This window comes from Yersinia massiliensis, from assembly GCF_003048255.1.
In the GTDB taxonomy this organism is placed as follows: Bacteria; Pseudomonadota; Gammaproteobacteria; order Enterobacterales; family Enterobacteriaceae; genus Yersinia; species Yersinia massiliensis_A.
In genome coordinates, this window is record NZ_CP028487.1 from 119,741 (window position 1) to 140,641 (window position 20,901).

Below are 20,901 nucleotides of genomic sequence, written 5' to 3' on the forward strand. Positions count from 1 at the left end.
CTAGTGTATCGGTGGTTGGGGGAGCAACTGACAAGCGTGATCCTGCAACTCCTCCACTGATGCACGATGTAGCTTCGACATACTGGTTTTACTGGCAAGCAGCAAAAATTCACCGTTCGGCAAAGCTGTCATGGCTAAACCATAATTACCCATCTGGTCTTTTGCCCCAGAGACTTCATCGGCGAGTAAGCGAAACGCGCCTAAATGTTGTAATTCGATTGCTGTGGTGCGCCGAACGAAATAATCATGGCCCAATAGGCCGCCGGCTAAGGGCTGCCATTGTGGGCTGAAATCGGCCACTTGCGCTGCTAGCGCCGTTTTTACCTCTGGTTTCAGGCAAGAGATATGAATATGTAACTGATTCTGAGAGCGGCCAAATTGCGAATTAATGGTGAGGGAGATAATTGAATCATCAATTGGCGCGCCATACTTATCAGCCATAAAGTGGCGAGCTTGCCAAGCATCCCAAAAGTAGTTTGGGCTGTTGGCCGCGAGTATCTGAGGGCTTTCTATACCGCTGATTTTTGCCGTCGGCATCAATAAATATTGCAATGGCCCATGCATATCTTTGTACACCACAAACCCCCCCTGAGTATCAACCTCAATGCAAGGCTGCGAGTCATGATTGGCTTCCATATTCGGTACACATTGTTGGCTGACAATTCGCCACAATGCATCGGCATGATTAGAGCGCGTTTGATAGGCTGCAAACAGTCCAATAATCGCTATCAACACCAATATAATCCCTCTAAATTCCGTTTTTTTTATCGCACGTGACATAGGTGATCCTTCACTTTAGATGATGGGCCATCAGTGTAATGACAAATTTGAAACAAGGGCAGACCCCATGATGCTGAGTTAGCATTATGGGGTGTTGGCCTTAGTGGGTAGGGGGTTAACGCACTAACGTGTTTTTTCGCCTGAACTTGGCAGTAAGGTGTCATCCTCAGCATATTGGGCCGTGGCTATCCAAGCGGCGCAAAAGAGGGTCAATCGAGCAAAGAAGTAGAAAAAGGCCATCAAACCAATCACGGAACCAAATGCTGCGCCAGACGGTGAACTAGCAAGGCGTGGCAGCATCATGGTCATAATAAATTTGATGATTTCAAAGCCGATAGCCGCAATTAGCGTACCGCGCAGCAAGGCTTTTTTCTTCGGTTTATGTCGCGGCAGAATCCAGAATATCCATAAAAATAACAGATAATTAGCCGCTATTGAGATCGACATTGCAATCAAGGTCATGGCAGGTCGTAGCCATTCAATATCCCCCAGCCCTAATGCATTGACGATGGCTGATTGTGCAGCGCCCGCGATAGACGTCAGTGAGAGCGTGATAATCAGCGCGACAACTAACCCGATGAGCGAGACAAAATCGCGGGCATAGCGATAATAGAATTTCTCCTGATCCTGCGGGTTACGTTCCCAGATATCCCGTGACTGAGCGCGGATAGCTTCACGTAGATTCCCCATCCAACTAATACCGGAATAGAGCGCAATCGCTAAGCCAGTCAACCCGACCGTGGTCCGCTGCTGAATAGCGGTATTGACCGTATTTTTGAGGGTGGCTGCTAGCGAGGGATCACTGATGGTATTCACGATTTTATTAATTAATTCAGCCAGTAGGTCAGGGTTTGATGCCAGAACAAAACCCACGGCGGCGAAAGAAACCATCAAAATGGGGATCAGTGACAAAAACGAAAAATACGTAATAGCAGCCCCAAACTGGCTACCTAATCGATCATTAAAACGATCTGTGGCGCGGATAAGGTGGGCAACAGCTGGATATTTTTTCACTCGCAGTGTCATCCGTGTCATATAAGAAATCGCTTTCTTACCCGATTCAATGCTCGACGACAGTGGTGCGGCGCTGTTTTTCGGTGCGTTCGGCATAATTCTCCTAAAAGCTACAAACCCTAAGGGTAACCAAGAATGCCTAAGGGTTCATAACTTTAACGATTTTTTGCCCAAGTTTATCGGCCAATAACGCTTAGCGCATGGTAACAAACTCTTCGGCGGCGGTTGGGTGGATTGCGACAGTGTTGTCGAAATCTTTCTTGGTTGCGCCCATCTTCACCGCTACGGCGAAACCTTGCAGGATCTCATCCATCCCGAAACCAATACCATGGATGCCAACAATCTTCTCTTCTGCGCCCACGCAGACTAACTTCATGCGGCAAGGTTGACGGTGCTGAGTGACTGCGCTGTACATTGCCGTGAACGACGACTTGTACACTTTCACCTGATCGTCACCAAACTTCTCGCGAGCTTGCGGCTCGGTCAGGCCAATGGTGCCGATAGGTGGGTGGCTGAAAACGACCGTCGGGATATTGCTGTAGTCCAAATGCTCATCAGGCTTGTTGTTGAACAGGCGCTCAGACAAGCGGCGACCTGCTGCGACTGCCACAGGAGTCAGTTCAACTGCACCGGTGTTATCACCGACAGCATAAACACCAGGGACGTTGGTATTCTGGAACTTATCAACCTCGATATAGCCTTTATCATTGGTTTTGACGCCACTGGCAGCCAGATTCAGGTTGTCTGTTGCCGGTTCACGGCCAATCGCCCAAATGAGGTGATCGACAGTCACTGCTGTGCCATTTTCCAATTGCAGCGTTAGGCTGCCATCTGCATTTTTGATAACCGCTTTAGGAACAGATTCGGTATGCAGTGTCGGCCCTTCGGTGTTCATCACTTCCAGCAGTGTGTCCACAATCAACGGATCGAACGAGCGCAACGGTGCATGTTTGCGAACAAACAGGTGCGTTTCGGTGCCTAACCCATTGAGCACACCCGCGATTTCGACCGCGATATAGCCCGCGCCCACGACAGCAACGCGTTTTGGCATTTCATCCAAATCAAAGAAACCATCGGAATCGATACCATATTCAGCGCCGGGGATATCCGGATGGCTTGGGCGACCACCGGTGGCGATCAGAATGTGATCGGCGGTGATTTTTTCACCGTTAACTTCCACGGTATGTGCATCAACAAAACGTGCGAATCCTTGAATCACATCCACCTTATTATTGCCTAAACCGCGCTCATAAGATTGGTGGATACGATCGATGTAAGCAGTACGATTGGCGACCAGTTTCTTCCAATCGAAATGATTCACGGTAGTATCAAAGCCGTAATCAGGGCCATACAAATGAATGGCTTCGGCAATTTGCGCAGCATGCCACATGACTTTTTTCGGTACACAACCGACATTCACACAGGTGCCGCCGAGCTGTTTAGCTTCGATCAGCGCACATTTTTTACCATACATAGCTGCCCGGTTGATCGACGCAATTCCGCCACTGCCACCGCCAATTGCTAGATAGTCGTAATGTTTGGTCATCAGGGTCATTTCCAATATTCACCCATCAAATTACTGAGGGTAGAGTTGTTTAAAATTTGCCTAAGAGTTTAACGCTTACTCGCGTTTTGTCGCAAAGGTTGCATCAATGGCTCTGATTCGCGTGACCAATTGATTTAGGCTGTGCTTATTCAGGTACTACCCATTTCACCAGTGTATGACCATGGCCGGACGGTACGAGTGCTTTATGTAGCCATGGCAGCAGCGTGTTCATTTGCTGCTCGAGTTTCCAAGGTGGATTGATCACAATCATGCCAGAAGCCGTCATACCGTGCTGGTCGCTGTCAGGGCGAACCGCCAGTTCAATTTGCAAAATACGGCGAATACCCGTGGCTTCGAGATCCCGCAATAAGCGTTTGATTTGCTGACGCAAGACCACTGGATACCATAAAGCATAGGTGCCGGTTGCAAAGCGCTTATAGCCTTCCTGAATACCTTTCACCACGTCCTGATAATCTGTTTTCATCTCATAAGGCGGATCAATCAGAATGAAACCACGGCGAGACGCAGGCGGTAACTGCGACTTAAGCTGTTGATAGCCATCGGCACGTTGAACTTTTGCACGCTCATCTTTGGCGAATTCATTGCGCAGCAACGGATAATCGCTCGGGTGCAGTTCGGTCAGATGAATTCTGTCATCTTCACGCAATAAATGGCGTGCGATCAATGGTGAGCCTGGGTAATAACGCAACTTCTCGGCACGGTTAAAATAGTGGATAGCGCTCATGTACGGGGCTAAATCTTCCGGTAAGTCATCGCGTTGCCACAATTTGCCGATGCCCTCAAGGTATTCACCCGTGCGTTCTGCATGCTCACCACTCAGTTGGTAGCGACCGGCACCCGCGTGGGTATCCAAATACAGAAAGGGTTTTTCTTTCTCTTTCAAAGACTCAATAATCAGGCTTTGAACGGTATGTTTAAGGACGTCGGCATGGTTGCCAGCGTGAAAACTATGGCGGTAACTGAGCATATTATTTTAACCAATTGAGATTTTTTACATTGCGGCTGTGCTTATTGCGGCCTTTCTCTGTGAATGCAACAAAACATCATCGTCAGACACCGCAGCCAACACATTATGGCCACTAGTATAAACTGTCTGATGGATAAAAAGTGAAAAGCATTAAATTGCGCTGAATAACGCATCATTCGGTGAATATTTTATCGAGATACCCTAGGGAAGAGAATGAATAACAAGATAATCGCACAGCGATACCCTGATGCCTTGCAGTGGGCGTTTGGTGATAGCCCTGAAATGGCAGATGAACTGGCACAACTGGTCATTAGTGGTGCTAAAACAGCGACATGCGGCTCTTATGCGGCCTATAAGTCAGTGGCTTCGCCGGGCATTGGCGATCATAATATTGTCTTGAATAGCCGCAATGAGCCGGTTTGTGTTATCCAGACAGTGGCCTTAACGCTGGTACGTTTTTGCGATGTGACCGCAGAGATGGCCGCGAAAGAGGGGGAGGGTGATAAAAGTCTGGCGTACTGGCAGAAGGAGCATCAGGCCTTTTTTACCCGTGAGGGGGATTTCTCGCCTGAAATGTTGCTGGTCTTTGAAGAATTTAAGCTCATTGAGATTTTTGATTAGCGAGTTGGGGCTGGGTGCCATTGATTTTTACGCGAACAGACCTCATGTTAATTATTCATTCATCACTTATTTTCCGGCGCTGGACCCGTTCTGGCGCTGGCATTCAAAATTATAATTAGGACTGCCCTATGACAAATCCGCTGTTGACCCCGTTCTCCCTGCCGCCATTTTCTGCTATTCGCCCTGAAGATATCGTGCCTGCGGTGAAATCCGCTCTGGATGAATGCCGTCAAACGGTGGAGCGGGTTGTTGCCCAATCAGGGCCTTTCACTTGGGATAACCTGTGCCAACCATTGGCTGAAACAGATGACCGCTTATCACGGATCTGGTCACCGGTTGGGCATTTAAACTCCGTGAAGAATAGTCCGGAATTACGGACTGCTTATGAACAAAGCCTGCCGCTGCTGTCGGAATACGGCACTTGGGTCGGGCAACACAAAGGTTTGTATCAAGCCTATGTCAGCCTGAAAGAAGGGCCAGGGTTTGATGCGTTGACGGCCCCGCAGCGCAAAGCTGTTGAAAACGCACTGCGCGACTTCCAGTTGTCCGGTATTGGTCTGGCACCTGAGCAGCAAAAACGCTATGGCGAAATTGTGGCTCGCCTGTCTGAATTAGGCTCGACTTATAGCAATAACGTGCTTGATGCCACTATGGGTTGGAGCAAGCTGATTACCGATGTCGAGCAACTTAAAGGGCTGCCAGAGAGCGCATTAGCTGCCGCTAAAGCGATGGCAGAAGCCAAAGAGCAAGATGGCTGGTTGTTGACGCTGGATATGCCAAGTTATTTGCCCGTGCTGACTTACGCCGATAACGCCGAACTGCGCGAAGAGATGTATCGCGCCTTTGCAACTCGCGCCTCTGATCAAGGGCCAAATGCAGGTAAGTGGGATAACAGCGAAATCATGGCTGAAATCCTCACGTTACGCCATGAATTGGCACAGCTACTGGGCTTTAATAGCTATGCCGATAAATCGCTGGCGACCAAAATGGCCGAGAACCCACAGCAGGTATTGGGCTTCTTAAATGATTTGGCGAAACGCGCCCGCCCACAGGCGGAGCAAGAGCTGGCACAGTTACAGGCATTTGCTGAAAAACAGTATGGCGTCAGTGAGTTAGCGGCTTGGGATATTACCTATTATTCCGAGAAACAAAAACAGCACTTGTTCTCCATCAGCGATGAACAATTGCGGCCCTATTTCCCAGAACAGCGTGTGGTTGAAGGGCTGTTTGAAGTGGTTAAACGCATTTACGGGATCACCGCGAAAGAGCGCCACGATGTCGATACTTGGCATCCAGATGTGCGTTTCTTCGAACTCTATGACGCCAGTGGCGATCTGCGTGGCAGCTTCTATCTTGATTTGTATGCCCGTGAGCATAAGCGCGGCGGAGCTTGGATGGATGATTGTGTCGGCAGCCTGCGTTTGGCGAACGGCCAGTTACAAAAACCCGTGGCCTACCTGACCTGTAACTTTAACGGGCCAGTCGGCGGTAAACCGGCGCTCTTTACCCATAACGAAGTCACCACGCTGTTCCATGAATTTGGCCATGGCTTGCATCATATGTTGACCAAAATTGATACAGCGGGTGTGTCGGGTATCAATGGCGTGCCGTGGGATGCGGTCGAATTACCAAGCCAGTTTATGGAAAACTGGTGCTGGGAGCCGGAAGCGCTGGCATTTATTTCGGGTCATTACGAAACTCACGAACCGTTGCCGCAAGAGATGCTAGATAAACTGCTGGCGGCGAAAAACTACCAAGCAGCGCTGTTTATTTTACGCCAACTGGAGTTTGGGCTGTTTGATTTCCGTATGCATTACGAGTTCGATCCACTGACGGGCGCACAGATCTTGCCGATCTTGTATGAAGTGAAAAAACAGGTCGCGGTTGTGCCATCGCCAACGTGGGGCCGCTTCCCACATGCCTTTAGCCATATCTTTGCTGGGGGGTATGCCGCCGGTTATTACAGCTATCTGTGGGCGGAAGTACTTTCGGCTGATGCGTTCTCGCGCTTTGAAGAAGAAGGGATTTTCAACGCAGCAACGGGGCAATCCTTCCTCGATGAAATTCTGTCCCGTGGCGGCTCAGAAGAGCCAATGACGTTGTTCAAGCGCTTCCGTGGCCGTGAGCCGCAGTTGGATGCTATGCTGCGCCATTACGGTATCAAGGGCTAGAATGTGTCACAGGTAAGTATTTGTCTATTGTCTGAAGCAGGCGCCGATACCGGCGCCTTGTCTATTCTGGCTGAACGTTGGGGGTTAGTCTCTGATGATCAAGCCGTTATGGCGCTGGTGTTGACACCTGAGCGTCTTGAATTGCGCAAACGAGATGAGCCAAAACTGGGCGGCATTTATGTTGATTTTGTTGCTGGCACCCAGGCTCATCGTCGCAAGTTCGGCGGTGGGCGGGGTGAAGCGGTCGCTAAAGCGGTAGGGATTAAAAAAGGTTATCTTCCTCGGGTGGTTGATGCTACGGCAGGCTTGGGGCGGGATGCTTTCGTATTGGCATCGCTAGGCTGTCATGTGCAAATGCTAGAACGTCATCCGGTGGTGGCTGCTTTGCTAGAGGATGGTTTGCGCCGTGGGTATCAGGATGCTGAAATTGGTCCTTGGTTACGCGAGCGCTTAACACTGCTGCACGCTTCCAGCCTGACGTCACTCGCGGCGATTGAACCTCGGCCAGAAGTGGTTTATCTCGATCCGATGTACCCGCACCGGCAAAAAAGCGCCTTGGTTAAAAAGGAGATGCGGGTGTTCCAATCGCTGGTGGGCGCAGATGAAGATGCTGATGGTTTGTTAGCTCCGGCCCGAGCGCTGGCGACTAAGCGGGTGGTGGTTAAGCGGCCCGATTATGCCGAACCTTTAGCGGGAATTGCGGCTCAGGCAGCGGTGACGACGAAAAGCCACCGTTTTGATCTCTACTTACCTTAGCCACTCTTTATTTCAATTTCAGGCTACCTCACGATAAAGTTGCTAGCCTGAATTTGAATATTGATAAGTTATTACGCAGTCAGTTGTGGGCTAACAATAAAATTATTGATTGTCAGTTGATGTTTGCCAATAAGCGAAATCATCATGTCGGTTTCATGCACATTATTATCAAAATCAATCATGAGATAAGTTATATCTTTTATTTCATTATATTTTTGTATTATTTCCGTTTGATCACTAGAACTGAATCTATCAACAAGCGCAATGCCGCTGCTACCAAACAAGATAGGTGATAAATCAATTTTATCTTTATCTGATTTAAAGTCATGTAGGGTATCTGGGCGTGTCGAGATGGAATCGCTCGTTCTGTTGTAGCGGAAGATATTATTTCCTCCATTACCCCACAACTGATCGGCACCAGCACCGCCGGTCAGAGTATTATCCGTCTCGTTGCCATGTAATTTATCATCTCCACTGCCGCCAATGGCATTTTCAATTACAACATCCGCAGCAATTGAGATATTCCCCATTAGTCCACCGACATCCGAAAAACTCATTTCCAGAAGGTTAATATTTTGATTCTCGCTATATCCGGAGAAATCGAATGTATCAATGCCACCCGCATCCCAAACACAAAATATCAACTTATCTGATGCTACGTTTGCCGAAAGAAACTCTCTTTCACTATTAGAGTTGAAGCCATAGACGGTATCGCCAGTGCGGGTATTCATGTTTGCCCCATAGAGGTATTGGATTGCGGCGATATCATATAGTTGTGGTGTGGAGGGAGTGAATTTACCATAATCCGCACCTGATGCCTGTTCTGAAAGGTAACTCATGATGCTGACTTGTTGAGTGTGTTGCTGATGTTTCGGCGTGTTTTTTAAATTGTGGGTATGTATTAGCCCAAAAGAATGCCCTATTTCATGAGCTAATACATGACCTCCGAAATTTAGATACGTAGGGTTGTCATTTGAGCCGTAAAACCTATTGATATTTACTACTCCAAATTTCGAGTGGTTCGGGAAATGGGCGATACCAGCTAAACTAGACTCTTGAAAAAAATTATAAAACCCGATATTTACATCATCATCTCCTGATGATTTAGAATATGAAATGTTAGCTACATCAGACCAGGACTGCATTAGTTTTTCGGCGAATAAAGTCTGTAATGGACTAAATAACGAGATTAGATTACCTCTAAGCCTGTGGATCATTCCTTTATCTGTTGGATGAGTAAATGAAAATGTTAACCTAGTACTCATTCCATATTGCTTTCGACCATTCAAAGTGTATTCAGTCACTATTTCTTTTGCTATTTCTTCTTTTACCTTATTTTTGTAAGCTATACGTGTTTGTTGATCTGTTGAAATATTATAACTATTGTGCTCATAGGTGGTGCGCATAACTAACTTGACCTTATTAGATAACATGATACTTGTGCATAAAAATAGGTCAGTATATTAGCAATGAATTTTACTTTTTGAATGAATGGCGTCTTAAATTGTTTGCAAAATTATTATACTTAAAATTATAAATCATTATATATATGAATGCCCATATTCTTTATTTATGTTTCATAAAGAATATGGGGTCATTTTGTATTATTTATAGTACGCCTTGGGCCAACATAGCATCTGCCACTTTGACAAAGGCGGCAATGTTTGCACCGTGTACATAGTGGGTTTGCTTACCTTCACCACCGTACTCAACACATGACTGGTGAATATCCAGCATGATGTGATGCAGTCGCACATCGACTTTCTCAGACTTCCAACTCAAGCGAGCTGCATTCTGCGCCATTTCCAGACCAGATGTTGCCACTCCCCCTGCATTCGCGGCTTTACCCGGCGCGAAGAGAACGCCTGCTTCCAAGAATGCATCCGTTGCCTGAATAGTCGTTGGCATATTTGCGCCTTCGGCCACGGCTTTCACGCCATTAGCAATCAACTGACGCGCCGCCGGCAAGTCTAGTTCATTCTGCGTCGCGCAAGGCAAGGCGATATCAACGGGGACGCTCCATGGCTGTTGGTCCGCCAAATAAACCAGATTACGTTCACGGGCATAGTCTTCAATGCGGCCATAACGTTTGTTCTTAATTTCAGATAAATGGGCTAATTTTTCTGGTGTAAAGCCCGCTTCGTCAACCACAGTGCCGCCTGAATCCGAGGCAGTAATGACTCTGGCGCCCAACTCCATCGCTTTCTCAATGGTATATTGCGCGACATTCCCTGCACCAGAGACGGACACTTTGCGGCCTTCAAAACCTAAACCATGGCGTTTTAACATCGCATCGGTGAAATACACCAAGCCGTAGCCTGTTGCCTCTGGGCGAATCAAACTCCCCCCGAAGGACAGCCCTTTACCGGTGAAGACACAAGCGGTGTTATTTGACAGTTTTTTCATCATGCCGGACATAAAGGCTACTTCACGGCCACCAACGCCAATATCACCTGCTGGGACATCCGTATCTGGGCCAAGATGGCGATACAGTTCGGTCATCAGTGCCTGACAAAAACGCATGACTTCAGCCTGACTTTTACCTTTTGGATTAAAGTCAGAACCGCCTTTACCGCCACCCATTGGTAATGTGGTCAGGGCATTTTTGAACGTTTGTTCAAAGCCGAGGAACTTAAGAATTGATAAGTTGACTGATGGGTGGAAGCGCATCCCCCCCTTAAAAGGACCAATTGCAGAGCTAAACTGAACGCGCCAAGCACGGTTAACTTGCACTTTGCCTTGATCGTCCGTCCAAGCCACACGGAATTGAATCACCCGCTCTGGTTCGACTAAGCGCTCCAGTAGGCTCTGTTCACGGTAATGTGGGTTCTGTTCCAGAAAGGGCCAAAGCGAGGTGAACACCTCACGTACCGCTTGGAGATATTCTGGTTGATTGGCATCACGTTGTTGTAACGATTCTAAAAACGACTCCAGAGAGTTTAAATCATTCATTACTAATCATTCCTTGTACAAATTAAGACTCTCCTTACGATCATTTCTCAGTATTATTTTTATCAAACAAAGTAAGGAGACGATGTTGTGCATCGTCGACTATATCACTGCTTTATATTCATACAGCAAGGGATTTTGAGAAAAAGTTAGCGTGATTATCAATGAGTGGGGAAGGTGGTCAGGCCTATCAACAGCACAATAAAAAACGCCCGCGAAAGGCGGGCGTGAAGGGTAACAACGTTAAGCCTAATGGCGTGCTTAATCGTCTTCACCATTTTCATCATCGCGCAGAGGCACGATCAGCATATCGACATGCACGGTATTGATCAGCTGGCGAGCTGAGGACATCAACTTACTCCAGAAGTCCTGATGATGGCCGCATAGTACCAAGTCCATGTCATATTTCTTAATCGCATCGACCAAGACCTGACCCAAATCACCACTACCGCTGAGGGTTTGCTCAATAGGATAGCCTGCATTTTGAGAAAGCTCAGTCAGTGCGTTGTGGGTTTCTTCTGAGATGCGTTTTTGCATATCGCCAAGATTAACGTCAATCAAGCCGGTATAAAGATCAGAGTAGTTAACATCGACATGGATCAAGGAAACTTTGGCATTGTACGGTTTGGCCATGGAGACCGCCTTTTCCACCAACACCTTACTTTCCGGAGATAGGTCAACCGCAATCAGAATGTGTTTGTAAGCCATAAGTAAACTCCTTCCATAATGTTAATTAATGGGTAAGCAAACATTCAACCTGTTGAACGGGTGCTAACACGATATCTACATACTAGCATTGTGACCCCTAACTGAAGTGTTTCACGGATCACAACACACTGTTTTGACGATGATCACTAAAGTAACCGTATGTCATTTGACCTCAATTCTCGCTGAGGCATAACCCAATTTTGCCATCCGATAACCAGAATTTAAAGTAGATCATTGTCTTAAGTATAGCGCTGATAACACATCTGAATGAATGGAATTTCATATTTGTGATGCAAATATAATTTAGTGAAAACAGCAGCCAAATATATTCTTTTTAGTTAAGAGGAATTAATCATTTTGTCATTTTGATGTGTTGAAAGCGGATTTTAAGCTGATAAATTCGATATAAGTTAATGCTAATCGATACTTAACAAATGCCTAAATAGACTTAATTTAGAGATTATCAGGCTATTTCCCAATTCATTTCCTACACTCATAAAGGGAGTCCTACACGTTCGGATAGTGTGTCGAGCAAATGGCACATCGAATAACAGTAAGAAAGCGAACTAGAGGGTAGTTGTTGAGCCCTGGGGGTGTTTGTATCGGCTAGAGTGAGCGATAGCGCAAAGGTTCTGTGAACAATGCGTGAGAAATCGCTGGGAGGATAATTATGATCAGTACCGTCGCGCTTTTTTGGGCTTTATGTGTGGTATGTGTGATTAATATGGCACGCTATTACTCATCATTACGTGCTTTGTTAGTGGTATTACGTGGCTGCGACCCGTTGCTGTATCAATATGTTGATGGTGGTGGATTCTTTACCTCCCATGGTCAGCCGAGCAAGCAGATTAGATTAGTGGGTTACATTTTTGGTCAACGCTATCTCGATCATCATGATCCAGAGTTTATCCGCCGCTGTGAGCGGTTGCGTGGGCAATTCATACTGACCAGTGCATTATGTGGCTTGGTTGTGGTGAGTCTGATGGGGTTAATATTGTGGTATTAGCATGAAATACGGGCAGAGTAGTGATTAAAAAGGCGACCTGATTAGGCCGCCTTTTTACTTATAGCCTACTGTAGTTGTGCTTAAATGAACTTCAGCGCTACCCAGTACAACCCACCGGAAAGAAGAATAGAGATTGGAAGAGTTAACACCCAAGCCAACATAATGTTCTTCACCGTCTTACTCTGTACACCGCCGCCATCGACTAACATCGTCCCAGCAACAGCGGAAGAAAGCACTTGCGTGGTTGATACTGGCATCCCAGTATAACTCGCAATCCCGATGGAAACCGCCGCAGTCATCTGAGCAGAAACCCCTTGCGCGTAGGTCATGCCTTTCTTACCGATTTTTTCACCGATGGTGACAGCAACACGTTTCCAGCCAATCATGGTCCCCAAAGAGAGGGCCAGAGCAACGGCAACGATAATCCAGGTCGGTGCGTATTCCACGGTTTCTAACAAATCTGTACGCAGATTGTTGAGGAAACGACGGTCTTGTGCACTGGTCTCTGGCAGCTTGGCAACAGTCCCTGCTGTTTCTGCTACACACATTAGCAAGCGACGCATATGGCTGCGTTGATCAACCGTCAGGTCGTCATAGCTTTGCAGATTAGCCAGCAGCGTTTGCGCATGATCAATGGCTATCATGGCGCGCGAGCTATCACAGTGGAATTGTGCAGGGGTATCCGGCAGAGTTTCTGGAGCCGGTACCAGCGGTTTCAACGCAACAGCATGAGGCAATACCTCAACGTGTTGCTGATAAAAGTGTTGCAGATTAGTCACTGCATCGCGGGTGCGGGCAATATCATAACCGGTCGCATTCATATTCACGACAAACCCAGCCGGAGCCACGCCGATTAGTACCAGCATGATCAAGCCAATCCCTTTCTGACCATCGTTAGCGCCATGAGAGAAACTCACGCCGATAGCGGAAATAATCAGTGCAGTACGGGTCCAGAATGGCGGTTTACGTTTACCGTCTTTCTTTTCACGTTCGGCAGGTGTCAGGTGAATACGTTGCTGCTTCTTGGTCCCGTTCCAGTAACGACGTAGTAGGAACACCATCAAACCGGCAATAACCAGACCCACTATCGGGGATAAGATTAATGACAGGAAGATTTGGATCATCTTAGGAACGTTCAGTGCATCTACCACAGATGTACTGGTCATTAATGCATTGGTTAAACCAATACCGATGATCGCACCAATCAGCGTATGAGAACTGGAAGCCGGGATACCGAAATACCAAGTCCCCAAATTCCAGATAATCGCGGCCAGCAGCATTGAGAAGACCATAGCCAACCCATGTGCCGAACTAACGTTTAACAGCAGATCAGTAGGCAATAAATGAACAATGGCATAGGCCACGCTCAAACCGCCCAGCATCACGCCGAGGAAGTTAAACACCCCCGCCATCACAACAGCAACTTGTGAACGCATGGCACGGGTATAGATTACGGTCGCAACCGCATTGGCTGTATCATGAAAGCCATTAATGGCTTCGTAAAACAGCACGAACATCAAAGCAAGAACTAACATTAGGCCGGTATGGAAATCCAGGCCAGCGAAAAGATGTAGCATAAGCGTTACGCCAGTTAGTGGACATGAACGCGGCGCATTATCAGTGACAATGGGGGGTGGGGAAAAGGAAAATATGACCTTTTTTTGACATGGCCGCAGACGAACTGCGCTTTTTAAACAACATATGTATGTTATATCAGCAAGTTACTTAATTTTACCGTATGAGACATTTTCTTACTATGGCGATCTTTTGGAGCGCGACTTACAATCCCCCTCCGCTATTTTGTCGGTTGAATGACTTAAATTGTCTAAAAATAAGCCGAAGGCGCGCAAATTGACAGCAATGAAGAATTTACTCAATGAGGCTCTGTGTGGAACAGTTTGATGTGGTAGTGATAGGTGCAGGTGCTGCGGGGCTATTTTGTGCGGCTCAAGCCGGACAAGCAGGGCGTCGAGTGTTATTGGTTGATAACGGCAAAAAAGCGGGGCGCAAAATTTTGATGTCCGGTGGTGGTCGCTGCAATTTCACTAATCTGTACGTAGAACCTGCCGCCTACCTGTCGCAGAATCCTCATTTTTGTAAGTCTGCTTTAGCACGCTATACCCAATGGGATTTTATCGATCTAATGAATCGCCATGGTATCGCTTGGCATGAAAAAACGCTGGGACAACTCTTCTGTGATGATTCTGCTCAGCAAGTCGTCACGCTATTGCTGAAAGAGTGTGAATTGGGTCAGGTGACGATCCGGCTGCGCAGTGATGTACTGTCAGTGGTAAAAACGGAAAACGGTTTTGTGCTCAATATCAATGGCGATGAAGTAAGCGCTCACTCACTTGTCGTGGCTTCAGGCGGGTTATCCATGCCTGGCCTTGGCGCTTCCCCGTTTGGCTATAAGCTGGCAGAGCAGTTTGGTTTGAACGTTTTGCCGACTCGCGCGGCATTAGTGCCTTTTACCTTACATAAGCCCTTACTGGATCATCTACAAACACTCTCGGGCGTTTCAGTTCCAGCGGTGGTCACGGCGGAGAATGGTGTGAGTTTCCGCGAAAGTATTTTATTCACTCATCGTGGGCTTTCTGGCCCCGCGATATTGCAACTTTCAAGCTATTGGCAGGCTGGTGAGTATGTGAGCATTAACTTACTTCCTGACACTGACCTAGACGCTTTCTTGAATAGTGAGCGACAAGCGCACCCTAATCAAACGTTAAAAAACACATTGGCTCAGCTATTGCCTAAGCGTCTGGTGGAGTGCCTACAGACATTGGAACAATTGCCTGATGTCACGCTGAAGCAATTAAATGTACCGCAGCAGGCGGCGCTGGTGGCCCATCTTCAGCAATGGCAAGTGCAGCCCAATGGAACCGAGGGTTACCGTACTGCTGAGGTCACGATTGGCGGCGTAGATACCCAAGCGCTTTCCTCCAAGACGATGGAGGCCCAAAAAGTGCCGGGGTTATACTTTATTGGTGAAGTGGTTGATGTCACAGGTTGGTTGGGTGGTTATAACTTCCAATGGGCATGGAGTTCAGCCTGGGCCTGTGCGCAAGCATTGGCAGCTTTGAAGTAAAGATAATAAAAGAATTTATAAGCTACAAAAGTCATCGATCAGGTTTACATCGGCTCAACTCAGCTTTCTAAGCGATATGCCTGTGGGGATCTGCTCGGATGATGACACCACTGTTAATGCCTACCGTGCTGGTGCAGGTCGTCGAATGCAAGTAGTACGAGTACTGCACCTTCTGTCTCCTCCTACCTATGGTTGACTATGTTTGATATCGTCATCAACTCGCTTATTTATCAGTCAATTCAAATGTATGAATAAAGTAAGTTACTAGTGAATATTCAGGTTGCATTATATAAATCACAGGTTGGTTAATAACGAAACAAATAGATTAAATACGAAGTGAGATTCATCGCTTATGACTTAAAAACATTATATTGTGTCGCAACATTCTATTTTTAGGGTGTTTATACTATTTGTTGTTGTATATAGGTAATGTTTTTTTCTGTTTCTTAAATTGAATAGAACGATGGCAAGGAAAATTAAGATATAGAATGACTAATTAAAGATATCTCTTCCCCTCTCCTATGTGGAAAATAATCCAAGAATATTCTTAATAATTAATTATTCTAAGTTGGTAGTTACTATGCGATACAATGCACTTTGTAATAGATAAAACCAAAACAACATATTCTTTTTTTGATGATTAATTAAGTCAATTAATCTAATTAATTGTATTTTGTTAGTTCTTTAAGTGGAAAATTATCGTTGAAGCGGAATTTAAAATCGAATATACTGCAAATCGGAATTGCTTAATGATCTCAATTTTACTCTTAATAAATACTATTTTAGATGGAGGGGGAATCTCCGAGCGGACAGATTTTAGGGTTTGAATGATTAATATTAAAATATAGGATTTCGGTGCATCTTTAATAAAATGGCTGATATCCCTTCTGTTTCTATGCATAAAACTTAATTTTATGATTATCGCTAATAAACTTACTTCACAAGCAATTTGATGAAATCACTAATTGCTCTTTCAAATTTGCATGTTGTCGATAATCACTTCTACTCACCGGAATATAGTAATGATGAAACCACTCCTATTTTCAGTCGCTACATCAATACTGGTAGGTCAAGGTACTTAATCAGAGAGGTTGTTTGGTGAGCATGCAGAAACTTCTTTCATAATTTTAAAAAAATAAATCATTTCAATTAGATAAATTATATTGTCTTTCGGAGGTAGACCGTGAATAACGTACTCATTTTGGTTTTTGATGAGCATCCTTTAATCAGATATGCAGTGAAAAATCTGATTGTAAAGAGAGGTTGGCAGTTTTTGGATACAGGATGCCAAAAAAAAACGCTCAAATTAATATCTACCTATAAGCCTAATCTCATTATTTTAGACATCCTTATGCAGGGGTGCTTGGGGCTAAACTATATAAAAAAAATCAGGCAGTTGTCTCCTACGTCTAAAGTATTGGTATTCAGTTCCTTACTTCCTACATTTTTTATTAAGAGATGTCTGGAGATAGGCGTCAATGGCTATGTCTATAAAAAAGATGCTCTTTATAATCTGGACGGTGCCATTGATGCAGTGTTAACTGGTCATTGCTGTTTCCCCGATATTGATGTGAATGGCGAAGATTCGCGATTACCCTTAGGGATGTATTATCATGAGGAGTAACTTGTTGTCTTCATGTGACGACAAAAGGAGATATTTATTTTTCTCTGATACCTTCTCTTTCTTTACTCATGATATCTGCGTTAATCACTATGAACAGATGACAGAACCTCTCCCAATCTCCATGACATGGCTGAAATCGTCTATCCACCGCAGTTGAAGATGATTCAACAGAAATCTTTATAATTCTTTTATAAATATATTGGAGTTTGCCCATGGAAACAGGTAACGCTTTAGTTTTTGACAGACACCCGTTAATTAGGAATACGCTCAGAACATTACTAACGGCCAGAGGTTTCTCTGTTTTTGATACTGGATCGGAAGTCGAGTTATTAAAAATGGCATCAGAACAAAAACCAGAAATCATAACTCTAGATATTCCCTCCCGAGTCACAGCAATAGATACCCTAATCAAAAACTTAATTCGAATCACCTCTGCGTCATCAAAAATATTGATCATTACTTCCCAGCCTACCGAATATTATTCTGCTTGTTGTGTACAGGCGGGAGCATCGGGCTTAGTCTCCAAGAAGGCCAGAATGTCCTGTCTCAATGCCGCAATAGATGCGGTTATCCATGATTATATTTTCTTTCCTTCCAAAGACTTACTGCTAGTTTCCTCAGATAGCGTGGCATTTAACAAAAATCAGCGCGAGTCCATTGACTGCTTAACCGGCAGAGAAAAGGATGTCTTGTATAAAGTTCTGCAAGATAAGTCTTTGACACAAGTAGCTGAAGAATTGGGCGTGAGTATCAAAACCATTAGCACTTATAAGAGCAGGATATTTAAGAAATTGGATGTGACGAACCTTGTTGAGCTTTCTTTACTTCTAAATCGGATTTTGCGCAGAAACAGTGAGCGGGCAGAGCATGGCTTATCGGTATCAAGCGATTGATTTGCAATAAGGCAAGGATCATTTTATGGAAGAAAAGCTAAAAAAGTATGACATCCGAAAGTCACAGATTCTGAGCGCACTCAAGACAATGTGCTCAGAATACGCAGCAATAGAAAAATCGCTGTTACTCCCCCCTGTAGAAGTATGGCCAAAAACTCGGGATCTGGCCGATAGATGTGGCGAAAGTATCTATTCAGCGCGTTCATTGCTGATCGCACTGGAGAATGAAGGCAAAATCCACTGTTTCCATCGGCGTATAAGCAACTCATTGCGTTGGTTTATTTGTACCGAAGAGAAGGAGCGTTAAGACCGTTGGGACATTAAGTACAGCCGCAGCCCCTTTAAGCTAAATACCATTCAGGGTAATAATAGGGGCTGTGAGCTACTGGCCAACTGCACCACTCATCCCCAGAAATGTTCGACAAGACCACCCACATCACTTCCCGCTGTTTTTCTTTTTCAATCGCTGCGGTAGGCTTGGGCTTTGCGTTCCAGACAGGTGCGGCATGGCTTGGCGCATAATATCCAGAAATGCTCGTAATCTGGCGGGGTAAAAGCTGGCGTGGGGATAGACTAAATACAGTGGTAAGGGTAACCCTCGCCAATCTGGTGTTAGGTGCACTAATCGGCCTTGCTCAATGTCATCGCTTATCATCCAAGTAGAGGCAATTCCTACGCCTAATCCAGCCAATGCAGCGTTACGCAGCGCATACAAACTGTCGGTACTCAGTTTCGGTTGAATCGCGAGACGATAGATCTCACCCTCTACTTTGTGGCTCAATACCACCTCATGACGGTAGAACGAGTTAAATGCCAACCATGGAATATTTTGCAGTTGTTCCGGGTGTGTCGGAAGCGGGTTATTGCCCACTAACTCGGGTGCAGCAACTACGATACGTGGTATCTCAGCCAACAAAATGGCCACAGCAGAAGGGTCAGTGACTGCGCCGACTTGAATGGCACAATCAATACCTTCTGCAATAAAATCAGGGCGACGATCACTTAGCATCCATTCAACACGCATTTTCGGGTAACGATGCAGATAGTCATTAAGTGGTGGGATTAATTGGTCTTGGCCAAATGCGTGGGGTACCAAAACGCGTAATAAGCCTCTCGGTTCATCCGTTGCACCACGCAGATCATCTGCCATGGTATCCCAGCTATTCACTAACGCTTTGGCGTGGGCATAACAGCGCTCTCCATCATCGGTTAATTTCATGATGTGCGTCGTGCGTTGCAGTAATTTGAGACCTAGTAGGCGCTCTAGTGTCTGTAAGCGTCGGCTAATCGTTGGCTGACTAGTCCCCAAGCGTACGGCTGCTCCGGATAAACTCCCCGCCTCAACGATACGTATAAATGTTTGCATCAACTCTATACGGTCAATGCTTGCTACATTGGGTTCTGTCATACGCCCAGCGTATAACAATTTTACTGTCTAGGCGACTACCAAGATGAAAGAGAGCACGCAAAAATAGCGGCTCAATATCATTACAGGTAACCATCATGTCAGTCATTCAAGCCACATCTAACCAAACAGAAAGTGCTGAGCGCACCCTTTCCGGCCGAACAGTTCTGATGTTGGCAACCGGCGCAGGTCTTAGCGTTGCATCAATTTATTACAGCCAACCACTACTGGGTGTAATGGGAAATGACCTACATGCGAGCGTAGGCGCGGTAGGGATGGTACCGACATTGACCCAAATTGGTTATGCATTGGGCATTTTGTTACTTGCTCCATTAGGTGATCGTCACGATCGTCGGATTATCATTTTATTGAAAGGTATTTTGCTAACAGTAGCACTGCTGCTTAGTGGGTTTGTACAGGATATCAGTGGCTTATTGGTCACAAGCCTCATTGTCGGAGTGGCAGCCACTATGGCACAAGATATCGTACCGGCATCCGCCTCGCTGGCGTCGGCTGCGCAACGAGGAAAAACAGTGGGTACGGTCATGACGGGCTTACTGTTGGGCATTTTGCTGTCACGAGTGTTGAGTGGTTTTGTTGCCGAGTACTTTGGATGGCGCTCATTATTTATGGGGGCGTCGCTGTCGATTATTGCAATCACTTTGGTGATATGGCGCAGCTTACCGCAGGTCCCAGCCACCTCAACGTTGAGCTATCCGGCACTGTTCGCCTCAATGAGTCACTTATGGCTTCAGTATAAAGATTTGCGCCGTGCCGCGCTGTCACAGGGCTTGTTGTCCGTCGGCTTCAGTGCATTTTGGTCAACACTTGCTGTGATGCTGCAAGATACGTATCACCTAGGGAGTGCTGTTGCTGGGGCATTTGGTCTGGCTGGCGCAGCGGGTGCATTAGCCGCACCTTTAGCCGGTACGCTCGCCGATCGCCGCGGGCCGCAAGTTGTTACCTTGATTGGCACGGGGCTGGCAACGGTATCCTTTGCTGCTCTGTTCCTGTTACCGCTATTGCCATTTCATATGCAAATAGGGCTTATTGTCATCAGCGCGATTGGGTTTGATTTTGGTGTTCAGGCAACATTGGTTGCACATCAAACGATTATTTACAGCCTAGAACCTGCAGCGCGTAGCCGGCTTAATGCTCTACTTTTTACTGGTGTATTTGTGGGTATGGCCGTGGGTTCTGCATTGGGGAGTTTGATTTTAGAACAAATAGGGTGGGCGGGGGTTGTTGCCCTTATCAGCATCGCTGGTATTGCTAGCTTGGCAGTCAGATGGAGTAGCCGCCGTGCTTAATGATGAGTATTTCGGGAGACCTAATTGGCGCTAGGCATCCCGAAA

Annotated in this window: 18 protein-coding genes; 9 read left to right on the forward strand and 9 right to left on the reverse strand. The window is 46.2% G+C overall.

Going from position 1 to position 20,901, the window contains the following annotated elements:
* From DA391_RS00510 to DA391_RS00525, 4 genes are all read right to left on the reverse strand, one after another.
* Positions 1–780 carry a CDP-diacylglycerol diphosphatase gene (locus DA391_RS00510; RefSeq protein ID WP_057651068.1) on the reverse strand — a complete coding sequence of 260 codons (780 nt, stop codon included), beginning with the start codon at positions 778–780 and terminating at the stop codon, positions 1–3.
* Positions 781–903: 123 nt separating this feature from the next.
* Positions 904–1,890 (reverse strand): inner membrane protein YhjD, encoded by a 987-nt coding sequence (yhjD, locus tag DA391_RS00515; protein ID WP_050287369.1) that lies wholly within the window; start codon positions 1,888–1,890, stop codon positions 904–906.
* A 97-nt stretch (positions 1,891–1,987) separates the two neighbouring features.
* On the reverse strand, positions 1,988–3,340 hold the full coding sequence (gene gorA / locus DA391_RS00520) for a glutathione-disulfide reductase (protein ID WP_019212739.1): 1,353 nt from the start codon (positions 3,338–3,340) through the stop codon (positions 1,988–1,990).
* Positions 3,341–3,485: 145 nt separating this feature from the next.
* On the reverse strand, positions 3,486–4,328 hold the full coding sequence (locus DA391_RS00525) for a 23S rRNA (adenine(2030)-N(6))-methyltransferase RlmJ (protein ID WP_050083377.1): 843 nt from the start codon (positions 4,326–4,328) through the stop codon (positions 3,486–3,488).
* Between the two features lie 213 nt (positions 4,329–4,541).
* On the opposite strand from DA391_RS00525, the gene DA391_RS00530 reads away from it, so the two are divergent.
* The 3 genes from DA391_RS00530 to rsmJ all read left to right on the forward strand — a co-directional run bounded on the left by DA391_RS00530 (position 4,542) and on the right by rsmJ (position 7,876).
* The gene (locus tag DA391_RS00530; RefSeq protein ID WP_108087244.1) at positions 4,542–4,949 is read left to right on the forward strand and encodes an ASCH domain-containing protein; all 408 of its coding nucleotides are present in this window, start codon (positions 4,542–4,544) and stop codon (positions 4,947–4,949) included.
* 128 nt (positions 4,950–5,077) lie between these two features.
* Positions 5,078–7,120, forward strand: coding sequence for an oligopeptidase A (gene prlC / locus DA391_RS00535; protein ID WP_108087245.1), 2,043 nt, complete (start codon positions 5,078–5,080; stop codon positions 7,118–7,120).
* Positions 7,121–7,123: 3 nt separating this feature from the next.
* Complete coding sequence (gene rsmJ / locus DA391_RS00540; protein ID WP_053009760.1) at positions 7,124–7,876, forward strand: 16S rRNA (guanine(1516)-N(2))-methyltransferase RsmJ; 753 nt, start codon at positions 7,124–7,126, stop codon at positions 7,874–7,876.
* 71 nt (positions 7,877–7,947) lie between these two features.
* Here the strand turns inward: rsmJ and DA391_RS00545 are convergent, their stop codons facing one another.
* From DA391_RS00545 to uspA, 3 genes are all read right to left on the reverse strand, one after another.
* Complete coding sequence (locus tag DA391_RS00545; RefSeq protein WP_108087246.1) at positions 7,948–9,282, reverse strand: M10 family metallopeptidase C-terminal domain-containing protein; 1,335 nt, start codon at positions 9,280–9,282, stop codon at positions 7,948–7,950.
* A gap of 202 nt (positions 9,283–9,484) precedes the next feature.
* On the reverse strand, positions 9,485–10,828 hold the full coding sequence (gdhA, locus tag DA391_RS00550) for an NADP-specific glutamate dehydrogenase (RefSeq protein ID WP_019212745.1): 1,344 nt from the start codon (positions 10,826–10,828) through the stop codon (positions 9,485–9,487).
* Positions 10,829–11,086: 258 nt separating this feature from the next.
* Complete coding sequence (gene uspA, locus DA391_RS00555) at positions 11,087–11,533, reverse strand: universal stress protein UspA (protein ID WP_004874931.1); 447 nt, start codon at positions 11,531–11,533, stop codon at positions 11,087–11,089.
* A 670-nt stretch (positions 11,534–12,203) separates the two neighbouring features.
* Here uspA and uspB point away from each other — a divergent pair.
* Positions 12,204–12,539 (forward strand): universal stress protein UspB, encoded by a 336-nt coding sequence (gene uspB, locus DA391_RS00560; RefSeq protein WP_019212746.1) that lies wholly within the window; start codon positions 12,204–12,206, stop codon positions 12,537–12,539.
* 80 nt (positions 12,540–12,619) lie between these two features.
* Here the strand turns inward: uspB and pitA are convergent, their stop codons facing one another.
* Positions 12,620–14,116: an inorganic phosphate transporter PitA gene (gene pitA, locus DA391_RS00565; protein WP_050083374.1), complete on the reverse strand. Its 1,497-nt coding sequence runs from the start codon at positions 14,114–14,116 to the stop codon at positions 12,620–12,622.
* Between the two features lie 311 nt (positions 14,117–14,427).
* Here pitA and DA391_RS00570 point away from each other — a divergent pair, with 311 nt between their 5' ends.
* From DA391_RS00570 to DA391_RS00585, 4 genes are all read left to right on the forward strand, one after another.
* Positions 14,428–15,624, forward strand: a complete 1,197-nt coding sequence (locus DA391_RS00570) for an NAD(P)/FAD-dependent oxidoreductase (protein WP_050083373.1) — start codon at positions 14,428–14,430, stop codon at positions 15,622–15,624.
* Positions 15,625–16,807: 1,183 nt separating this feature from the next.
* Positions 16,808–17,248, forward strand: a complete 441-nt coding sequence (locus tag DA391_RS00575; RefSeq protein ID WP_226722900.1) for a response regulator — start codon at positions 16,808–16,810, stop codon at positions 17,246–17,248.
* 212 nt (positions 17,249–17,460) lie between these two features.
* Positions 17,461–18,141 (forward strand): response regulator transcription factor, encoded by a 681-nt coding sequence (locus DA391_RS00580; protein WP_050083372.1) that lies wholly within the window; start codon positions 17,461–17,463, stop codon positions 18,139–18,141.
* Positions 18,142–18,166: 25 nt separating this feature from the next.
* The gene (locus tag DA391_RS00585) at positions 18,167–18,448 is read left to right on the forward strand and encodes a FaeA/PapI family transcriptional regulator (RefSeq protein WP_050083371.1); all 282 of its coding nucleotides are present in this window, start codon (positions 18,167–18,169) and stop codon (positions 18,446–18,448) included.
* A gap of 129 nt (positions 18,449–18,577) precedes the next feature.
* Here the strand turns inward: DA391_RS00585 and DA391_RS00590 are convergent, their stop codons facing one another.
* On the reverse strand, positions 18,578–19,549 hold the full coding sequence (locus tag DA391_RS00590; RefSeq protein ID WP_057651313.1) for a LysR family transcriptional regulator: 972 nt from the start codon (positions 19,547–19,549) through the stop codon (positions 18,578–18,580).
* A gap of 95 nt (positions 19,550–19,644) precedes the next feature.
* Between DA391_RS00590 and DA391_RS00595 the strand changes: the two genes are divergently transcribed.
* The gene (locus tag DA391_RS00595; protein ID WP_108087247.1) at positions 19,645–20,856 is read left to right on the forward strand and encodes an MFS transporter; all 1,212 of its coding nucleotides are present in this window, start codon (positions 19,645–19,647) and stop codon (positions 20,854–20,856) included.
* The last annotated feature ends 45 nt before the right edge of the window (positions 20,857–20,901 follow it).

Bases quoted from the DNA above. Each gene is read 5' to 3' on its own strand.
- DA391_RS00510 (WP_057651068.1), bottom strand. From the start codon at position 780: ATGTCACGTGCGATAAAAAAAACGGAATTTAGAGGGATTATATTGGTG.
- yhjD (WP_050287369.1), bottom strand. From the start codon at position 1,890: ATGCCGAACGCACCGAAAAACAGCGCCGCACCACTGTCGTCGAGCATT.
- gorA (WP_019212739.1), bottom strand. From the start codon at position 3,340: ATGACCAAACATTACGACTATCTAGCAATTGGCGGTGGCAGTGGCGGA.
- DA391_RS00525 (WP_050083377.1), bottom strand. From the start codon at position 4,328: ATGCTCAGTTACCGCCATAGTTTTCACGCTGGCAACCATGCCGACGTC.
- DA391_RS00530 (WP_108087244.1), top strand. From the start codon at position 4,542: ATGAATAACAAGATAATCGCACAGCGATACCCTGATGCCTTGCAGTGG.
- prlC (WP_108087245.1), top strand. From the start codon at position 5,078: ATGACAAATCCGCTGTTGACCCCGTTCTCCCTGCCGCCATTTTCTGCT.
- DA391_RS00545 (WP_108087246.1), bottom strand. From the start codon at position 9,282: ATGCGCACCACCTATGAGCACAATAGTTATAATATTTCAACAGATCAA.
- gdhA (WP_019212745.1), bottom strand. From the start codon at position 10,828: ATGAATGATTTAAACTCTCTGGAGTCGTTTTTAGAATCGTTACAACAA.
- uspA (WP_004874931.1), bottom strand. From the start codon at position 11,533: ATGGCTTACAAACACATTCTGATTGCGGTTGACCTATCTCCGGAAAGT.
- uspB (WP_019212746.1), top strand. From the start codon at position 12,204: ATGATCAGTACCGTCGCGCTTTTTTGGGCTTTATGTGTGGTATGTGTG.
- pitA (WP_050083374.1), bottom strand. From the start codon at position 14,116: ATGCTACATCTTTTCGCTGGCCTGGATTTCCATACCGGCCTAATGTTA.
- DA391_RS00580 (WP_050083372.1), top strand. From the start codon at position 17,461: ATGGAAACAGGTAACGCTTTAGTTTTTGACAGACACCCGTTAATTAGG.
- DA391_RS00585 (WP_050083371.1), top strand. From the start codon at position 18,167: ATGGAAGAAAAGCTAAAAAAGTATGACATCCGAAAGTCACAGATTCTG.
- DA391_RS00590 (WP_057651313.1), bottom strand. From the start codon at position 19,549: ATGACAGAACCCAATGTAGCAAGCATTGACCGTATAGAGTTGATGCAA.
- DA391_RS00595 (WP_108087247.1), top strand. From the start codon at position 19,645: ATGTCAGTCATTCAAGCCACATCTAACCAAACAGAAAGTGCTGAGCGC.